Raw genomic sequence first — 18,765 nt, 5'->3', positions numbered from 1 at the left:
GATTGCAGGCTAACATATGTATTTTGGGAGTTTGGTTTATGGCATTGGTAGCATCAATTTATAAGGGAGAGTTTACACTTCCTGATTTTACGCTGAATGATTCTAAAGGTGTGGCACACGCTTTAAAAGAGCAAATTGGAGAACACGGCTTGGTGGTAGCATTTACATGTAACCATTGCCCTTATGCCATTGCAGTTTGGCCACGTTTGGTGCGTCATGCGGCAACATTAAAGGCAATGGGTATCAATACGATAGCAATTAATCCTAATATTCATCCTGGTTTCCCAGAAGATAATGTGGACGCTATGCGTAAGAAATTAGATGAATGGAATATTGACTTTCCATATCTTGCAGATGAAACACAAGAGGTTGCTAAGGCTTTTGATGCGCAATGCACGCCTGATATTTATATGTTTGATAAAAATGGTGAGCTTTATTATCACGGGCGTATTGATGATTATTGGAAAGATGAAAGAAAAGTGACTCAGGAAGAGCTTTTGCCTGCTGCAGAAGCATTGGTTGCAGGTAAACCTGCACCGCAACCACAGCACCCAACCATTGGCTGCTCTATCAAGTGGTTGGACTAGCTCTCTAATACAGCACTTTCTTGATTGTGAAAAGTAAACCCGAAAAGGATAAAATATGAAAATCTATGTAAAAATAAGCGTTCTCTCTTTTGCCTTTTGGGGTTTGCTTGTGCCTGCTCATGCAGGTGATATGGTTAAAGGAAAGGCTATTTTTGATCGGTTGTGTTTCCATTGTCATAAACCCAGTTATGATGAGAAATTTGCACCAGGTCTGGCTGGTATTACAGAGCGCAGGGATATGAAATGGCTGCATAGCTTTTTACAAAACCCAAGTAAAATGATTAAACATGATGAGTATGCACAAAATTTAAAAGAAAGTAATACCTATAACCTAACCATGCCTACATTACCTGAAATGCAGGATGAACAAGCCAGAGAGGATGTTATTGCCTATTTAGGCACTTTAAAATAGCGGGTGGTATAGATTTACTTTGACACCAGTTTATCTAATGCTTGGAATAATTCGGGTGCTGTGAATGGTTTGCGTAGGTGTTTCATGAGTAAGGCATCCGTGCCTAAATGTTCTTCTAGGTCATCGGCGTAACCTGTAAGTAGTAAGGTGAACGGCTTGATATCCAAACCAAGCAAAGCTGTTTGTCGTAAGAATTCAGCACCATCCATAATAGGCATACGCACATCCAATAATATCAAATCTGGAGCACTATGCTGATTAACCCATGATAATGCTTCTTTGCCGTTACTTGCAGTTATGATTTCAATGGGTAACTGACGTTCTTCTGCCCAAATATCTAGCATAGGCTCTAAGATTTCTTGAACAAGTTCATTGTCATCTATGGTAAGTATTCTTTTCATGTTACGACTCTTGGTTCAGTGGAAGCCAGATGCTAAATGTTGCCCCTTCATCTGGTCGGCTTTGTACATCTAAGGTACCATTATGTTCTTGAATAATACCATAACAAATGGACAGCCCTAATCCTGTTCCATCACCAACGGGTTTGGTTGAGAAGAAAGGTTCAAAGATACGCTGTTGTGTTTCTTGATCCATACCAGGGCCTGTATCTGTAATTTGGATGAGCACACCATCAATACTATTCTTTTCTAGGGGCTTGGTGGATATATTTAAAGAGTCACCCTTGTTTAATACATATTTAGCATTGGTGATTAAGTTTAGAATAACTTGTTGTATTTGTCGGTGTGAAGCAATGACATCGGGTAAACCTTCTTGTAAATGACAGTTTAACTCAATGCCTGCATGTTCAAGCTCTTTTTTATACATGTTTAGGGCAAAGCGTACGTCTTCATTGATATCACCCGCATGTTTTTCATTACGTTCACTGCGGGAGAAACGCAGTAAGCTTTCGACAATACTGCGAGCTTGTTCAATGCCTTTAACAGCTTTGGTTAACATTTTTGTGCGTTTCTCTTCTGGCATATTTGGTTTTAATGCAAGTATGCTAAGCATTCCCATAGGTCCAGTTAAAGCATTATTCAGTTCGTGTGCTGTACCCGCAGCCAAAGAGCCTAAGCTTTCCATTTTTTGTAGTTGAAAGACTTGCTCGCGTAGTTTTTTCTTATCTTCTTCTAATGATAACTCTCGAGCAAGGTGTTCTTTTTCTGTAATTAAAGTTTGGCGCTTAGCAATTTGACGTAAGGTTATCCATGCACCTATGAGTACAACAATCAGAAAGGTTATCCCTAGCTGATAAATACGGCTTGTTTTTTCATGAACCAAGTTGGTTACGGAAGAATCATCATATGCCAAATTTACAATAATTTTGTGTGGACCTACGGTGCTACGTGCACTTGCTATAGAATAATCTTTTCCGTTTATTTTTGTGCGATGAATACCTGGCTCTAAGATAGTTGAGGAAAAAGCTTGCAGTAGCTTTTTTGCCAAGGTACTTTCGTCTGAATCAATAGCATTTTTATTGGTGGTGCGAGGTAGTACAGAATGATAAAGCACATCGCCAGATTTCTCATCAATAATCCAGTGCATAATCCCGCTAGATTTCAGTCGACCTAGTTCACTGGCAACTGTGCGATCAAAGTCAATTTGCGCCATGATGACACCAGAAAGTTGATTGGTTGGTTCAGGAAAGTTTTTATCAACGATGCGATTGTATATGGGGGCAGAGACACGCATTTTAAGGTGGTCACCATCTGGGAACCAGTTGGAAAAATAAAGTGAGGAAGTTTCTTTGCTTACTTGAAAGAAAGGCTGGGTAGATTGGTTGCCTTGATAGATGTGTTGCATGGACTCTGGGAATGCACTGAAGAAGTCACCTTGTGCATCAAATAAAATAAAACCATCTACTCTAGGAGCTGCAAAAGTATTTACTTTTTCCATATCACGCGTGCCATTGTGGAATTCTAAGCGTTGCATGGCAGGGAACTGCCCGAGAAGACGCACATTCTCTGCAACATCGTTGGCAATATGAAAACCTACGCGAGAGCTGGCAATATCAACTACGGTTAAATTTTGTTGGTCAAAAGCATTGTGTAAGTCTTTTTCAAGGCTTTCAGCTAAACTATTGGACATTAAGTAGAAAAAATAACTTAATACCAGTAAGAATGATGCTGCCAGAACAACTTGAAAAAGTGAAAGCTGGCGAAAAACACCAAGAATATTATTTGGCTTATGAGTCATGTAAGTAAGTATAGTCTACTGTTCTAACTCTTCCAGACCTTTGACTACAGCAGCTGATAATGGGGTAATGGCATCTACGTCTTGGGTAGCGCCAGCTATATCACCAGCATTGAACTTACTGACTGCTTGTTTGGCTAATCTATGCATATCGGTATGGGGTGATTCAATGCTTTTGAAAGAAGCGCAGTTACCAAACTCAGCTTGCCCATTGCTGTAATACCATTTGCCTAAACGGCAACTGTGGTGGTCAGTGACTTCGTTGATATCAATGCTACCGCGGCCTAAAATCATATCCATTAAACGTTTTTTCCAAAACATATGGTCGCTTTTAGCGAGCTGAATGACAGCATTGGTGATTTTAAGCTCTGAAAACTCTTGTAGGTCTGCACGTAGCGAAACATCCATTTTATCTGTTGTGTTTAAGCTTTGATTGGCTTGGGTATCCATTACTTTTGCATCCGCATGACATTGGGTTACACCCTCAGCGATTTCAGTGGATGCAATAGCTTGTTCTTTGGTGGCATGGTGCATGCCATGTACGCTTTCATCCACCTGCTGCATATTATAAACGATGGTGTCCATGGAGGTTTGTGTGGTTTCGACAATGGATGATGCATTGGTAACCGTTTCAGACATTTCGCTCAAACGTGCAACGACAGCCGCAACAGATTTTTGTATGCTTATACTTTTTTCTACAATGTTATCAGCGGCATCTTTGGTTTGATGGGATAGTTGTTTGACCTCTCCTGCCACAACTGCAAATCCACGGCCTGCATCACCAGCTCTAGCTGCTTCAATTGTGGCATTTAAGGCAAGTAAATTGGTTTGATCGGATATTTTTTGTATGGTTGTTAATAAGCTATCAATTTCTTTGGATACACTCGCAAGCTGTTGAACCTCATCGGTAACATTGTCCATTTGTTGTGTTGTGGCATGGATAACATCAAACACTTGTTTCATAGACTGACTGCCTTCATCGACAGCAATCTTTGCTTGTTCACTTTGACAGCCAACTTTATCAGCCTGCTCGGCAATCATTTGTACGGTAATACTCATTTCTTCGGTGGCTGATGCCATGGTTTCTGTGCGTTGGGCAACACCATCCGCCAACTGCTGCAGCTTTGCCATATTGATGGTGTTTTCAAAGCCTGTCATGGTTAGTTCGACTTTATCTTTGAGCTCTTTAAGTTGCATTTGATCCAGCCATTGCATCATATGGTTGGCTGAGTTGGATAGGGGGTGGTCGTCGCTTATTCTAAAGGTGAAATCACCACTGGTTACAGCCTGAAATAAAGTTTCAATTTCTGCTACATGACTTGCTTCCAAAGTAGGCTCCTTTCAATGTATCACTGGTTGAAGTGCTGGCTGAAGTACGATTGCAAGTATACTAGCAAAGGTGATGCCATAATTTCCTCATGCTGAAGCGAAAAAGATTTAGGATTTTGGTATTAGCAGTTGTTGTAGATATTGGGGGTGCAGGCTTTTTTTCAATTGGTCAGCAAGTATATCTAAAGATGCCAAGGTTCGATCATATTGATTGGTGTTATTTGTTGTCTTAAAGCCTAGTTCGAGTAACCAAGCTTGGCGAAATTCACCTTGTTCAAATAAACCGTGCACATAAGTTCCCCAGACTTGTTTGTCTTCAGAGCATGCAGCAAAAGGAAATAGATGTTCATTGGTATGGGATACGCCATGGTGAATTTCATATCCTGTGACCAAGTGTCCTTGCGGAAAGTTTGCTGTTTGCTGTACTTGTTTGAGTGTTTTTTCAGGCATCATTTGGGTGTGTATGGGTAATAGGCTTAAACCTTGGCAGCTTTCGCCTTCGACACTGGAGCTAAATGCATCGTCAACGGTGTCTACAATATGCTTCCCCAACATTTGAAGGCCACCACAAATACCTAAAACTTTTCCGTGATAGCGTAAATGTTGTTGGATTTTATCAGCAAATCCTTGTGTTTTTAACCAAGCCAAGTCTGAAGACACATGTTTGGAGCCAGGTAATACAATCAAGTCACAAGGTTGAAGTTCATCTGTATTGCGTACAAAAGAGACTTGGATATCTGGGTCGGAGGCTAAAGGGTCTAAGTCATCATGGTTAGACATGTGTGGATAAGCAATCACGGCAATATGCAGTTGCTGTTGTTTTTTAGATAATTGCTCATGTTTAAAGGGACTGTCTTCTTCAGGTAAGTCTAAATTAAGCATAGGGATTACCCCTATGATGGGTTTGTTTGTGTCTTGCTCAAGCCACGTTAAAGCATCATTCAATAAAGCTGGATCACCTCTGAATCGATTGATGAGTAGGGCTTGAATCCTATGACTGTGTTCATCTTGTAGAATATCAATGCATCCTTTGAGGGAGGCGAACACACCGCCTTTATCAATGTCTCCAACCAACCACACGGGTATATCCGCAGCTTCGGCAAAACCCATATTGGCAATGTCACCAAGCATAAGATTGGGCTCTGCTGGGCAGCCAGCACCTTCAATAATCACCATGTCATATTGTTGTTGTAGGGTGTCAAAGGATTGGAGCACGGTATCGAGCAAGGCAATTCTATCTTTACGAAAATGTTTGGCATGTAAACGACCATGTACTTTGCCGCGTACAATCAATTGTGCCTTTTGGTTGCTTTCAGGTTTGATAAGTACAGGGTTCATATCTACAGTCGGTTGAATGCCGCAAGCCAAGGCTTGTAAGGCTTGGGCTCTACCGATTTCGCCGCCATCTGCAGTGACTGCTGCATTGTTGCTCATGTTTTGTGGCTTAAACGGAGCAACCTTCACGCCATTACGAGCAAGTAGGCGGCAAAGGCCTGCAACTAAGACAGATTTTCCGACACCTGAGGCTGTTCCTTGAATCATAAGCGCGTTTGTTTTCATGGTCGAAAACTTATGTAAAACGTAAGTGATAGCAAAAGGTTCATATCAATCTTGTTGTTTCTTTAGTGAAAATTGGCAGGTTGCGCCCATATTTTTCAGGGTTGTATCCCTTTTTGGAGTGTTTTTTTATGAATATTGGTTGTGTAAGTAAAGGTATTGCGATGGCAATTGCATTGGGTTTGATTGGTTATTTTGTTGGCCCTATGGTAGGTTTGAACCAAGAAATACCTGTAGGTTCAGTGTTGGCATCGGGTTTAGTGATTGGCTTTTTATTGGGTGCCTGGGCATTTGGTGGCGGTCCATGTCGCTCGAGTTCAAAAGTGAAACATAATAATACAAATGTGTTGTATGTGGGTAATATCCCATTTAAAGCGCGTGAAGAAGAAGTACAACGTTTGTTTGAAACTTATGGTACGGTTGTTTCTGTGCGTTTGGTTCGTGGTGGCCCTAGTCGCCGCCCCAAAGGTTATGGTTTTGTAGAAATGGGTTCGGCTGGCGATGTGAAAGCAGCTTTAGTGCTTAATGGCGAAGAGTTTGCAGGTCGCAAGCTTCGCGTGAACGAAGCCAAAGATAAGAAGTAAACTTTTAAGGAAGCTCTGAATAAGTTTGAGAGAAGCAGATTTTGAATGCTTTGGGCGCAAGATGCGAGTTCATGGTTTGTTCAGAACTTCCTTAGGTCTCTTTTTTGAAGTGCGCCCAACGCTTAGGCCAAGGCGCACGACATTCTAATATTTTTCCTGTACTTGGGTGTTCAAAACGAAGTCGCCAAGCATGCAAAGCTAAACCTTTTCCTTTGATAGTTTTGTAATGTTTAAGGTCGCCTTTTTCTGCGTATTTGGGGTCGCCCAAGATAGCATGTCCCTCTTGTTGTAGCTGTACACGCAGTTGATGGGTTCTTCCGCTGTGCGGCTGTAATGCAACCAAGCTGTACCGCCAGTCTGCATGTTCACGCAACAATACGGTTTGTAGATCAGTGATGGCTTCTTGCCCATGTTCAGAATCCACAACCATACGCTCACCACTTTGGGTCACACCTTTAAGTAGTTTGGACTGCATGCGTCCTGCATAAGGGTAGGGGTGTCCTGCTACCCAAGCGAGATATGTTTTGTGGGCATCACGATTACGAAAACTTTCGGTAAGTTTGCGTAAGGTTTTTAGGTTTTTGGCCAGTAATAAACATCCACTGGTATCTCTATCTAGGCGGTGTGCCAAGCGTAATTCTGGCAAGTTGAGTTGTACTTTAAGGCGTTCAACCAGCCCTACATCATGACCACTGCCGCCATGTACAACAATGCCTGCCTGTTTATCAATGATCAGTAAATCATCATCTTCATAAAGGGTGATTAAGTTTTTGATGGTTGGCATAAATGTTTGAGCTTGTTGTTCAGGGGCATCAGGACGCAGGCTGGCGGGTAAAAATACACTGTCGCCTTCATGAACACGAAACTCGGGTTTAATACGTTTGCTATTGACCCTTACGTTTCCTTTTCGGATCAAGCGCAAAATAAGGGTACGCTTTTCCTGCCCTAGCAGGCGGCAAAGTACGCGGTCAATACGGCTATTATCCTCATTTTTATCAATAATAAGGTGGGGTTTCTTTTCGTTTTTTAGCTCTGAACTTGCCAAAGTGGCTCCTATTTGCTTTAATGGGGCAGATTGTACATGTGTTCCGCGTGTGTGGCGATATATAGCGAGTAATGTGTCGCGTATCGGTTTGAAAACAAGGGTGCTAAACATGCAACTTGAGAAGTTAGTCGCTTCGTTCAGACGATATTTACGGAGAGTGAGTCATTTTTCTTAGGGGACTCACCTTAGCCAACGCCGTGTTGAGCGATGTACAGTAAATAAATATAAAAGCCGCCTGACGGTCTTAAATAGATACAGATTTTAACCCGAGTTTGGTGTTTGTTGTGTGCAAATACTTGGTTGGGGTGACAATTAAAATATGCTTTGGATATCACAATAACTTGTGTTGTTTCAAAGGTTTATACTGTCAGCGGTAAAGGAACCGCAATGAAGAAGTTGATGTTGATCAACGCCTCACACGAGGAAGAAAGCCGTGTTGCTATTGTCGAAGATGACTTTTTACAAGAACTAGACATAGAATCCACGCACAAAGTCCTAACCAAGGGCAATATTTATAAAGGAACCATCACCAAAGTTGAAGCCAGCTTGCAGGCCGCATTTGTAGAATATGGTGCGTTGCGCCAAGGTTTTATGCCACTAAGCGAAATTCATCCGGACTATTGGAAAGATGGTGTTGATAAAACCCAAGATCCACGCAACGTAAATATTCAAGATGTATTAGAACCAAAACAATCAGTATTGGTGCAGGTGGTAAAGGAAGAGCGCGGTAATAAAGGTGCTGCTTTAACCACGTATTTATCGTTGGCTGGCCGTTATTTGGTATTGAGCCCAAATACAGAGCGCGGTGGTATTTCACGTAAACTTCCAGAAGATGTGCGTCGTGCACTTAAAGAAATTTTATCGCAATTGAATGTGCCTGATAATATGGGTTTGATTGTTCGTACTGCAGGACGTGACCAAAAGCTGGAAGCTTTGGAACGTGATTATTCGTATTTACAACGTTTGTGGGATGAAATTCGTATCAAAAGTGGCACAGCACCATCACCTTCATTGATTTATTTGGAAGGAGACATGGCAACCCGTGCCATACGTGATCATTTTAGTGATGATATTCATGAGATCTGGGTGGATAACCATGAGGTTTATACCCGCACCAAAAACTTTGTGCATGCGGTATTACCAGGCAAAGAGAAATTAGTAAAACTATATAGGGGTAAAAAACCTATTTTCCGCCAATATGGTATTGAAAGCCAATGTGAACAAATTCATGAACGTGAGATTCGTTTGCCGTCGGGTGGCTCTATTGTATTTGACCCCACGGAAGCTTTAACTGCAGTAGATGTGAACTCATCGCGCTCCACAGGGCGTAAACATATTGATGACACAGCCTTGGATACCAATCTTGAGGCTGCGCGTGAAATTGCGCGCCAACTTCGCATTCGAGATATTGGTGGTTTGGTTGTGGTTGATTTTATCGATATGGCAAACCGAAAACATGGTCAACAAGTTGAAGAAGAATTGCGCAGTGCCACAGCTGCAGACAAAGCCAGAGTGCAATTTGCACGTATTTCACGCTTTGGTCTGTTGGAAATGTCACGTCAGCGTTTGCATCCTTCGGTGCGTGAAACAACAACGGAAACATGTCCGCGTTGCCAAGGTCGTGGTTCTATTCTGACGGTTGAGTCTATGGCGTTACAAATGTTGACGCGCATGGAAGATTTGGCTGAAAAAGGCAAAAAACCCAAGCTTGTGGTTCAAGTGCCATCGGAAACAGGTGAATACCTGATGAATAATAAGCGGGACTATATTGCCCGCATTGAAGAAAATCATGATGTGCAGATTTCTTTGCAAATCCGCCCCGATTTGATGATTCCACACTACCGTATCGAACGACATTGGCGTGATGATAACCAAGACCGTTTGGAAATGCTTGAAGATACAATGAAAGGCAAAAAACCTCAGCGTGTTGCTCGCAAGCTTAAACCGATGAAACCCGTGGTAGGTATTCCACAACCGATTGTGAAGGCTGTTAAAGTGGGTTGGTTTAAGGCGCTTTTAGATAAACTTTTTGGTGAGAAAAAAGAAGATAAACCAGAGGTGAAGCATAAAAACACTTCACGCAAACGCAAACGTACACCCAATCGTACGAAAAAGAATAAACCTGCGGTAAAAGTGGATGTAAAACAGGAAAAACCGACCAAAACTGAAGGCGAAGAAGGGCAAAAGCGTCGCCGTCGTCGTCGTCGTCGCCCAGCAAAAGATAAAGCGGGTCAACAGCAAGGTGCTCAACAACAGAACGATCAGACGCAAAACAACCAGCAGCAAAATAATCAAAAGAAAAATAATACTGCTGCCGCGCAACCGAAAAAAGAGCCGTCAACTACGACAGAAGTATAAGTTGTGACTTCGGATAAGAATGTAGTCACGTGGGATATTCCTAGTGAGTGGCATGGGAAACGTTTGGATGCGGCTTTAACAGCCCTGTCTGGATTAACAAGGGTGCGTATTCAACAGTTATTGGATGAAGGTTGTATTTGGCAGTCTGGTGCAAAAAAACAACGCTTGAAGCGGTCGGTAAAAGTGATGGAAGGCGATGTTTTTCTTGCTGACATCCCTGTGGCTCAAGCCATGGACTTGCAACCAGAAGATATACCACTGGATGTATTATTTGAGGATGAATACCTTATTGTAGTCAATAAACCTGCGGGTATGGTTGTTCATCCTTCTCATGGTCATGATACGGGTACATTGGTGCATGCTTTGTTGCATCACTGTGAAAGTCTGCCTGGTATTAATGGTGTTGAGAGACCAGGTATTGTACATCGGTTAGATAAAGATACTTCAGGTAGTTTGGTGGTTGCCAAAACTGAAGCTGCGCACCAAGGCTTGTCTGCATTATTTGCTAACCATGATTTGCAACGAGAGTATGTTGCGTGGTGTCGAGGTTTTCCACGTTGGATGCAGAAACGCATTGAGCTTCCGATTGGTAGACACCCGCATAATAGACAAAAAATGGCAGTGGTGCCGCAAGGAAAAGTAGCGATTACCGACGCCAGTTTAGAGCAACGTTTTGATGAACACTTTTGCCGCATGCGTTTGCGGCTTCATACTGGGCGTACACATCAGATTCGGGTGCATTTAAGTCATGAAGGTATGCCTGTATTGGGTGATGCAGTGTACGGTCGTAAATTTAATCCAAGTAAAACCATTGCGGAACCAGCATACAGTGTGTTGAAAAATTTATCTCGCCAAGCTTTGCATGCGGAAACATTAGGTTTTGTGCACCCAATTACGCAAGAAGATATTTTGTGTTTTGCGCCATTTCCTGATGAACTTGCGCAGTTAAATACAGCGTTAAAAACATTGATGTAAGATGTTTTATGTTTCACGGTTATTGCAGAAACATGGTGTTCAAGCCGTGTTTACGAATCGCGAGGCTGGAACGACCGCTGATTTTTCACTGCTTGATGAAACAAAGTTGGCTCACAATATCCAAGTATTATGTCATCAGACCCATATGCCTATACCGCATCAAGTGATACAAGCTCATAAGGCAGAAGTATTACACTGCTCGGGTTTGGGTCATATGCATCAGCAAGAAGCAGATATATTGCTGGCTACAGATCAGGGTGTTGCTTTAGCTGTGCGTACCGCAGATTGTGTACCCATACTTTTGGCGGATCAACAAGCTGGTGTGATTGCAGCTGTACATGCAGGCTGGAAAGGTACTGTGGCACAAGCTGTGTTTAAAGCTGTGCAAGCCATGTGTGAGCGTGGGGCTAATGCTGAAAAAATTGTGACAAGTTTAGGTCCATCTATTGGTCCATGCTGTTTTGAAGTGAGCCCAGATGTTGCCAAGAAGTTTAGTGATGTTTGTCAACAAAACGTAAGCTTTTATCGTCATGGAACTTATTTTGTAGATTTAGCTTCAGTGAATCAGGAGCAACTCTTATGTGCTGGTGTACAGCCTGAAAATATCGAAACTTCATCCCACTGTACAGTTTGCCATATTGACCCTTTATACTATTCATTTCGGCGGGATGAAGGCGATACAGGTCGTCAGTTATCAATGATTATGCTGGCATAAGTTGCTCATCGCGAATATCCGTTTTAGGCTAGCGGTAATGTTACGCGTATTGATATACCTTTTATGTGTGTGTTTTACATGGACACCGTTAGAAGCAAAAGAAAATCTAAACAAAGAAACGCATGTCCATATTGAGGATGGTGTGGTTTATTGCGATGTTCAGACTTTTAATCAAGAAGCATACGTGCTGAATGTTTTGGCTGGCGGTTCTTCGCTGACTGTATTTTGGCAGTTTGATGTATTGCGTAAACAACGGTTTTGGTTGGATAAATCAGTGGCTAGCGTACGTTTGGGGCGCCAAGTTATCCCTGATTTGGTGACCAAACGTTGGTTGATGCGAGACTTGAGCAGTGGTGTGGTGCATTATACAAGAAATGTACATGTTGCTATGCGATTTTTAACGGAAATGCATCATGCGGCAGTCGTGGATGTGTCTATTTTAGATGGGCAAGAAAAGTTTTATTTAGAAACCCAATTGTATATATATGAGGGTGAACAAGGCAGTAAAGGTTGGTTTGCTGATATTCTCGGAGGCGTGGATATGGGTACAGTTGAGCTTGTTTTGCCAGCACAAGGTTTAAAGCATGAGTGAGGTTTTGCATAGGGGTAGGTTGAAACCCCTTGTTTGGGTGCCTTTTGTTGTTGCAGTATTATTATTGACAGTAGGTATCTTGTCTTGGCCTAGTCATGATCAATTTGGGCCGAGTTTTCTGAACTGGTTAACTGTTTTTTTATTTTTTGTATTAGCTGTTGTTTTCTTTTTGGTTGGGATTTATCGATTAAAATCAAGCAAAGAAGAACATGCTGGTTCATACCTTCGTACAAAATTGGTGGCGGCTATGGTATTGATGGTGTTGGTACCGTCGTTGCTGTTGCAACTGACAGCAAACCAAGTGATTGATAAGGGTCTTGATGTCTGGTTTGATGTTCGGGTTGATACCTTATTGGACAAAGCCATGAGTTTGGCGCAGGGCTTTTACTCTGGGGCGGAGTCAGATATGGAATTGTCATTATCACAAGTGGCACAAGATGATGACTTTCCACTTGAGATTGTTACACAGCCATTAGGCACGATGTTGATTAGTCAGCATTTGGGTAAACTGATTGACCAATATGGCTGGCATAAAGTGGAGCTTTTTGATGTGTCAGAGCGTTTGATTGCGGTGGCAAGTAAGCAGGTTGCAGGACAACAATTTAGTGATTTAAAAATTCGTGACCTGTCGGATACGGCAAGGTTGAGTAAGGTTTTAGGTAGGCAAGCTGTTGAGCATGAAGTACGTAAAAGCGGTGAATATGTTGTGGGTTATTTGCCTTTGTACATGCAGCAGCGTTTTGTCGCTTTGTTGCGTGCGGAAATTCGTTTGCCTGATGAAGTGACCTTGAGTGCACGAAGTATAGAATCTGATTATAAATCATATCGAGAGCTTGAACGGCATAGACAAGGTATTCAGGAAATATTTACGCACACCTTAATGATAGCCATGGTGCTCATCACATGTATTGCAGGTTTGTTAGCTTTGTTCTTTGCACGCAAGCTCACCACACCCATTGAAGAATTAGCTTTGGCTTTAAAAAGAGTAGAAGCAGGTGAGTTTGATGTGTTGGTGCCTGTACATGCAGAGGATGAGCTGGGTTCATTGGCGCGTTCATTTAATAGTATGACAGCAAAACTTCGGCAAAATATGGAAATGTTACAACAAACACAAGAAGAATTGACAGGGGCATTGGTTAGCAGTCGCCAACGTCAATACGTATTGGAAAATCTGCTATCTAATTTGCAAAGTGGCGTAATTTTATTGGATCAAAGTGGTGATATTCGGTTGATGAATCAAGCTTGCCAAGAGCTGTTGGTTATTCCTGAATCCACGCAAAAGAAAGTTTCGATTTTTGATTTCTCAGAAGTTCATTTGGCACCAGTATTAAATTTCTTTAGAACCTTGCAAACCCAAGGTTTGGACAGCTTGCAACATGAAATTGAACTTTTCCATGGTTTTCAAACCATTAAAATTCTTGCCAGAGGTACAGTGTTAGGCAAACAAGAGGATCAGCTTTTTTCTGGATGGTTGTTGGTTTTTGATGATGTGACACAGTTGGCGGAAGCACAAAAACATCAGGCATGGTCAGAAGTTGCGCAACGCTTGGCGCATGAAATTAAGAACCCGCTAACACCGATTAAACTTTCAACCGAACGCCTACAGCGGCGTTTTCGTTCACAGGTAGATCCTGTTGAGATCTTTGATACGTGTACCAAAGCTGTGATTACCCAAGTTGAACGTTTGCAGCGTTTGTTGGCTGATTTCTCGAATTTGGCAACCTTACCCAAACCGAGAACTGAAGTGGTAAGTATTCGTTCATTACTGCAAGATTTGCGAGAGTTATACAGTGCATATCAGAATGTTACATTTGAGGGTTTACCCGAAGGGGAAGTATGTTGTGACCCCGATCAGGTGCGGCAGGTGTTGATTAACTTGATTGATAATGCGCTGGCTACAAAAACGCCTGTGCGTGTTTATGTTGAGGTTACAGAAGATGATACCAAGTTTTATGTGCAAGATGAAGGCCCTGGTATTGATGAAAAAACACAAAAGCATATGTTTGAGCCGTACTTTTCAACCAAGAGGGATGGTAGTGGTTTAGGTTTGGCGATTGCACAACGTATTACTGAAGAACATGATGGTACCTTAATGTTGGTCTCTGCAGCATCTCCTACACGTTTTTGTATGTGTTTGCCGCATAAACTTATACTTCGAGGTTTGGAGGAGGAAAAGGCATGACGATTCATATTTTAATTGTTGATGATGAGCAGCCAATCCGAGAGTCTTTACAGGGATTGTTTGAGGATGAGGGTTATCTGGTGAGCACTGCGCCTTCGGGTGAAGAGGCTGTTGCACGTTTTCGGAAACATCCTGTTGATTGTATTTTTTTAGATATTTGGATGCCTGGCATTGATGGTTTGGAAACCATGAGTCGCATTAAACAAATGGATGCAGATGTGCCCGTTATTATGATGTCTGGGCATGCCACGATAGATACAGCGGTTCGTGCGACCAAGTTGGGCGCATTTGATTTTATTGAAAAACCTTTTTCTTCTGAAAAGTTGCTTATTTTGCTGCGTAATGCGATTGAGAAACGACGTTTAGCAACGGAAAACTTTGATTTAAAGCAAGAGACAAGTCGAGCTTCATCACAGTTGATTGGTGATAGTCCTGTGATTCAAGAGGTGCGAAAAGCGATAAAAAAAGCCAGCATGAAAGATACACCAGTCATGATTATTGGTGATCATGGTACGGGTAAGTCTATCGTGGCGCGTTTGATTCATGAAGCCTCACAACGCCAAGGACAACCGTATATTACCTTCCATCAAGGTACATTGTCTGAACAAGAAACGCAGCATGAATTGTTTGGTTATGAAAAAGGAGCCTTTGTTGGCGCACTTTACACGCAGCGTGGTCGCTTGGAGGCTGCGCATGAAGGTTCGTTATACCTTGAAGATATTACAAAAATAAGCTTGCCTCTGCAGCAGGGGCTGCTTAAAGTCATACAAGAAAAGCGCGCGCAACGATTAGGTAATCAGAAACAGCATCCATGTGATGTACGCCTGTTGATGAGCTCGTGTTGTACGCAGGATGTGTTGTTATCAGGTGAAGTTTTGCTTGCTGATTTATATGCCAAAACAAATGGTGTAACGATTTGTATGCCAAAGTTGAATGAGCGTTTAGAGGATATACCTGCATTGCTTGCTTTTTTGGCACAAGAGCAGGTGGAAAGCCTAGGGGGCGAGCCCGTTGTGTTTTCCGATGACGTGATAACATTGCTTCAAGCCTATGATTGGCCTGGTAATATACGCGAGCTGCGTAACTATGTGGAGCGGTGCCATATTTTATGTTCAGGACAAACGCTAACCGTAGACACGATGCTTCCTTTGGATGCATCTTTGCAGAAACCAAGCTTTTCAGCAGTGCCTGATGATTCGGTGTTGATGGATGGTTTCCATGATGCGAGAAAACGTTTTGAAAGAAGTTATATTGTGCACCATTTGGAAAAAAATGATTGGAATGTTAGTAAAACAGCGGCGGATATTGGAATGGAAAGAAGTCAGTTGCACCGAAAAATAAAATCACATGATTTAACACCACCCAACAAATGAATATTTTAGTTTTGGGTGCAGGGGAAGTTGGATTTCATATTGCCATGCGATTGGCTGCAGAAGGGCATGATGTTGCCGTGGTGGATAGTAATGAAGAGCGCATACAACGCGTTGCTGATACTATGGATGTGCGTACGGTATTGGGTAATGCTGCTCACCCTTCAGTATTGGAAAGTGCGGGGGCAAAAAATGCAGATTTGTTGATTGCAGCCACTGCGAGTGATGAAACCAATATGTTGGCATGCCAAGTTGCACATTCTCTCTTTAAAGTCACAACGAAGATGGCACGTATTCGTGAACCTGATTTTGCCAATAATAAACAATTGTTTGGGCGTGATGAATTGCCTATTGATATGATTATTTCTCCTGAACATGAGGCGGCAAGAGCGATTGTAAAACGCTATCAAGTGGCATCGGCTATGGATGCTCAGGGTTTTGCTGGTGATAGAGTGCAACTGCTTGGGATGATGATTCGGCCCAAAAGTTTACTGGCGGGTTTGGCATTAGAAGAACTTGCTGACGTGATGGGGGATAACCGTGTTTTTGTGGTGGCGCATGAGCATAATCGCAAATGGAAAGTACCCATGAAGGACACGGTGTTGTTGGCGGGTGATAGTGTGTACCTTGCTGTTTCCAGTCATCAGGTTGAAGCTGTTGTAGAGGCTTTGGAAGGTTGTAAACAAGAGCAAAGTGTGAAGCGTAATGTGATGTTGGTTGGTGGTGGCAATGTTGGTTATGCCGTGGCGCAAGCTTTGGAGAGAATGGGGGTATCGGTTAAGCTGATTGAGCACAATGAAGAGCGTGCCAAGTGGATATCCGATCATTTGGATTCGACCATTGTGTTGCATGGTGATGCTTTAGATCGAGACTTGTTAGAAGAAGAGGCTGTTGCCCACATGGATGACTTTTTAGCCTTAACCAATGATGATGAAACAAATATTTTAAGTAGTTTGATTGCGAGTAAGTATAAAGTTCCGCATGTGGTTACATTAGTAAACCGTGCGATTTATTCGGATCTTGTGCGAGAAATTGGCTTGGATGTGATTGTATCGCCGCGGTTTACAACAGCGGCTTCGATTTTACGCCATGTTCGTAAAGGCAGTATCTTAGGTATGTCGCCTTTGGGAGACGGAACGCTTGAAGTGATTGAAGCTGAAGCACTTGAAACGGCAAAGATTTTGGAGCTGCCGCTTAAAGATTTACGCTTACCTAAAGATACTGTGATTGGCGCAATTGTTCGCGGGGAGACGGTCATTATCCCTGATGGGGAGAGCATGGTATTGCCGAATGACCATGTTGTGCTGGTATCTCGGGCAGATGCGATTCGTGATATTGAACGGCTTTTTGAAGTGCGTCTTGAGTTTTTTTGATGTATGAGGCGCATGTAAATCATGCATCTTAAAGGTATTGTTTGGACATTGGGTGTGCTGGTCTGTTTGTTTGCAGGCGGCATGATGTTTCCTGCTCTGGTTGCATTATATTATGACTCAGGTCATGCGGATCAGTTTATTTTAGCAGGTGTGTTGGTGTTAATACTGGGCATTTCTATGGTGAGTTGGGCAGGAGAAGCTCCCAAACAGTTGGGTCATAAGGACGGGTTCCTGATTGTGGCTTTGGCATGGGTGGTTTTATCGGTATTGGGAGCTATCCCTTTTTTGACGACAGGTACTTGTAAGACAGTGGTTGATGCTTTGTTTGAATCAACATCAGGTTTGACCACAACAGGTGCAACAGTATTGACGGGTTTGGATAACATGCCTCATGCGATTTTATTTTGGCGTTCTATGCAGCAGTGGCTGGGGGGTATGGGAATTATCGTTTTAGCTGTGGCAGTCATGCCACTTTTGGGCGTGGGTGGTATGCAGTTGTTCAAAGCTGAAACTCCAGGGCCAGTGAAAGACAAGCTGACTGCCCGTGTGACAGAAACAGCCAAAGTATTGTGGTTGCTTTATTTGGCTACCACAGTGATGGCAACCATTGCTTTAAAACTAGCTGGTATGGGCTGGTTTGATGCGCTTAATCACGCCATGACATCGGTGTCCACTGGCGGATTTTCTACGCATGATGCCAGTGTAGGGCATTTTTCATCGCTATGGATTCGGGGTGTGATTGTGGTTACCATGATTTTGGGAGCTGTTAACTTCACCTTACATTTTATGGCATTACGTAACGGTTTTACGCTAAGAACCTATTTGGAAGATGATGAGTTGATGACCTATTTTAAGTGGTTGGCAAGCATCATTCTCATCGTTGGTGTATTGACGGTTAGTTCAGGTAAGGGTGAATGGAATGAGGTGGTTTTTAATATTGTTTCGATTTCCACTTCTGCAGGTTTTGCCGTGAGTGACTATGGGCTTTGGCCGCCAGCAACGTCTTTGTTTTTTCTCATTGTCATGTTTGTAGGCGGTTGCTCAGGTTCGACGGCAGGTGGAATGAAGGTGGTTCGGATTTTATTGCTTTTTCGGCAAGGTATACGAGAGGTTCGGCGCTTGATTCATCCGCATGCTGTGCTGCATGTTAAAGTCGGCAATAAAAGTGTGGAAGGTTCAGTTGTTCAGGCTTTATGGGGCTTTTTTGCATTGTATATTGTATGTTTTATCGTTATTGCTGTTTTGGTTGCGATGACGGGTGTAGATATACTGACTGCAATCTCTGCTTCTGCAGCAACAATTACTAATGCAGGGCCAGGTTTTGGTGATGTAGGTCCTGCTTCAACATATGCAATGCTACCCGACACTGCCAAAGCAGTTCTGATGTTTGGTATGGTATTGGGAAGATTGGAGATTTTTACATTTTTTGTATTGCTAGTGCCTGAATTCTGGCGAAAATGAGCTTTTATATCTCGTAAAGTTGGCTATATGCG

At 42.6% G+C, this 18,765-nt stretch carries 16 protein-coding genes; 11 read left to right on the top strand and 5 right to left on the bottom strand.

Annotated elements, in window-relative coordinates:
* Positions 1-38: 38 nt before the first annotated feature.
* Complete coding sequence (locus DM09_RS03130; protein WP_038247624.1) at positions 39-587, top strand: thioredoxin family protein; 549 nt, start codon at positions 39-41, stop codon at positions 585-587.
* Positions 588-642: 55 nt separating this feature from the next.
* Entirely contained in the window at positions 643-999 is a 357-nt protein-coding gene (locus tag DM09_RS03125) for a c-type cytochrome (protein ID WP_051938031.1), read from the top strand.
* 14 nt (positions 1,000-1,013) lie between these two features.
* Here DM09_RS03125 and DM09_RS10995 read toward each other — a convergent pair whose 3' ends face one another.
* The 4 genes from DM09_RS10995 to DM09_RS03105 form a co-directional block, all read right to left on the bottom strand.
* The gene (locus tag DM09_RS10995) at positions 1,014-1,400 is read right to left on the bottom strand and encodes a response regulator (RefSeq protein WP_051938029.1); all 387 of its coding nucleotides are present in this window, start codon (positions 1,398-1,400) and stop codon (positions 1,014-1,016) included.
* A 1-nt stretch (position 1,401) separates the two neighbouring features.
* The gene (locus DM09_RS03115; protein ID WP_038247623.1) at positions 1,402-3,195 is read right to left on the bottom strand and encodes a sensor histidine kinase; all 1,794 of its coding nucleotides are present in this window, start codon (positions 3,193-3,195) and stop codon (positions 1,402-1,404) included.
* A gap of 15 nt (positions 3,196-3,210) precedes the next feature.
* Positions 3,211-4,521, bottom strand: a complete 1,311-nt coding sequence (locus tag DM09_RS03110) for a methyl-accepting chemotaxis protein (protein ID WP_038247622.1) — start codon at positions 4,519-4,521, stop codon at positions 3,211-3,213.
* Positions 4,522-4,629: 108 nt separating this feature from the next.
* Complete coding sequence (locus DM09_RS03105; RefSeq protein WP_038247621.1) at positions 4,630-6,081, bottom strand: cobyric acid synthase; 1,452 nt, start codon at positions 6,079-6,081, stop codon at positions 4,630-4,632.
* A gap of 128 nt (positions 6,082-6,209) precedes the next feature.
* Between DM09_RS03105 and DM09_RS03100 the strand changes: the two genes are divergently transcribed.
* Entirely contained in the window at positions 6,210-6,662 is a 453-nt protein-coding gene (locus tag DM09_RS03100) for an RNA recognition motif domain-containing protein (protein ID WP_038247620.1), read from the top strand.
* A 91-nt stretch (positions 6,663-6,753) separates the two neighbouring features.
* Here DM09_RS03100 and DM09_RS03095 read toward each other — a convergent pair whose 3' ends face one another.
* The gene (locus tag DM09_RS03095) at positions 6,754-7,707 is read right to left on the bottom strand and encodes an RluA family pseudouridine synthase (protein ID WP_038247619.1); all 954 of its coding nucleotides are present in this window, start codon (positions 7,705-7,707) and stop codon (positions 6,754-6,756) included.
* Between the two features lie 387 nt (positions 7,708-8,094).
* Between DM09_RS03095 and DM09_RS03090 the strand changes: the two genes are divergently transcribed.
* From DM09_RS03090 to DM09_RS03055, 8 genes are read left to right on the top strand one after another with little or no spacing between them, the layout of a single operon-like run.
* A complete protein-coding gene (locus DM09_RS03090; protein WP_232507733.1) occupies positions 8,095-10,065 on the top strand; it encodes an Rne/Rng family ribonuclease in 1,971 nt (656 codons plus the stop codon).
* A gap of 3 nt (positions 10,066-10,068) precedes the next feature.
* A complete protein-coding gene (locus DM09_RS03085; RefSeq protein WP_038247618.1) occupies positions 10,069-11,040 on the top strand; it encodes an RluA family pseudouridine synthase in 972 nt (323 codons plus the stop codon).
* Position 11,041: 1 nt separating this feature from the next.
* Positions 11,042-11,755, top strand: a complete 714-nt coding sequence (pgeF, locus tag DM09_RS03080) for a peptidoglycan editing factor PgeF (protein WP_038247617.1) — start codon at positions 11,042-11,044, stop codon at positions 11,753-11,755.
* Between the two features lie 37 nt (positions 11,756-11,792).
* Positions 11,793-12,347 (top strand): DUF4390 domain-containing protein, encoded by a 555-nt coding sequence (locus DM09_RS03075; protein ID WP_038247615.1) that lies wholly within the window; start codon positions 11,793-11,795, stop codon positions 12,345-12,347.
* On the top strand, positions 12,340-14,529 hold the full coding sequence (locus DM09_RS03070) for a sensor histidine kinase (RefSeq protein WP_051938027.1): 2,190 nt from the start codon (positions 12,340-12,342) through the stop codon (positions 14,527-14,529). The genes DM09_RS03075 and DM09_RS03070 overlap by 8 nt, the downstream gene beginning before the upstream one ends.
* Positions 14,526-15,902 carry a sigma-54-dependent transcriptional regulator gene (locus DM09_RS03065; RefSeq protein WP_038247614.1) on the top strand — a complete coding sequence of 459 codons (1,377 nt, stop codon included), beginning with the start codon at positions 14,526-14,528 and terminating at the stop codon, positions 15,900-15,902. Before DM09_RS03070 ends, DM09_RS03065 begins: the two co-directional genes overlap by 4 nt.
* Positions 15,899-17,272: a Trk system potassium transporter TrkA gene (trkA, locus tag DM09_RS03060; protein ID WP_038247613.1), complete on the top strand. Its 1,374-nt coding sequence runs from the start codon at positions 15,899-15,901 to the stop codon at positions 17,270-17,272. Before DM09_RS03065 ends, trkA begins: the two co-directional genes overlap by 4 nt.
* A 21-nt stretch (positions 17,273-17,293) precedes the next feature.
* Positions 17,294-18,733 (top strand): TrkH family potassium uptake protein, encoded by a 1,440-nt coding sequence (locus DM09_RS03055; RefSeq protein WP_198401646.1) that lies wholly within the window; start codon positions 17,294-17,296, stop codon positions 18,731-18,733.
* Positions 18,734-18,765 lie beyond the last annotated feature (32 nt).

The sequence above is a fragment of the Ghiorsea bivora genome, assembly GCF_000744415.1.
In the GTDB taxonomy this organism is placed as follows: Bacteria; Pseudomonadota; Zetaproteobacteria; order Mariprofundales; family Mariprofundaceae; genus Ghiorsea; species Ghiorsea bivora.
The sequence above is the reverse complement of the archived record's forward strand: the minus strand, read 5'-3'. Positions and strand labels throughout refer to the sequence as shown.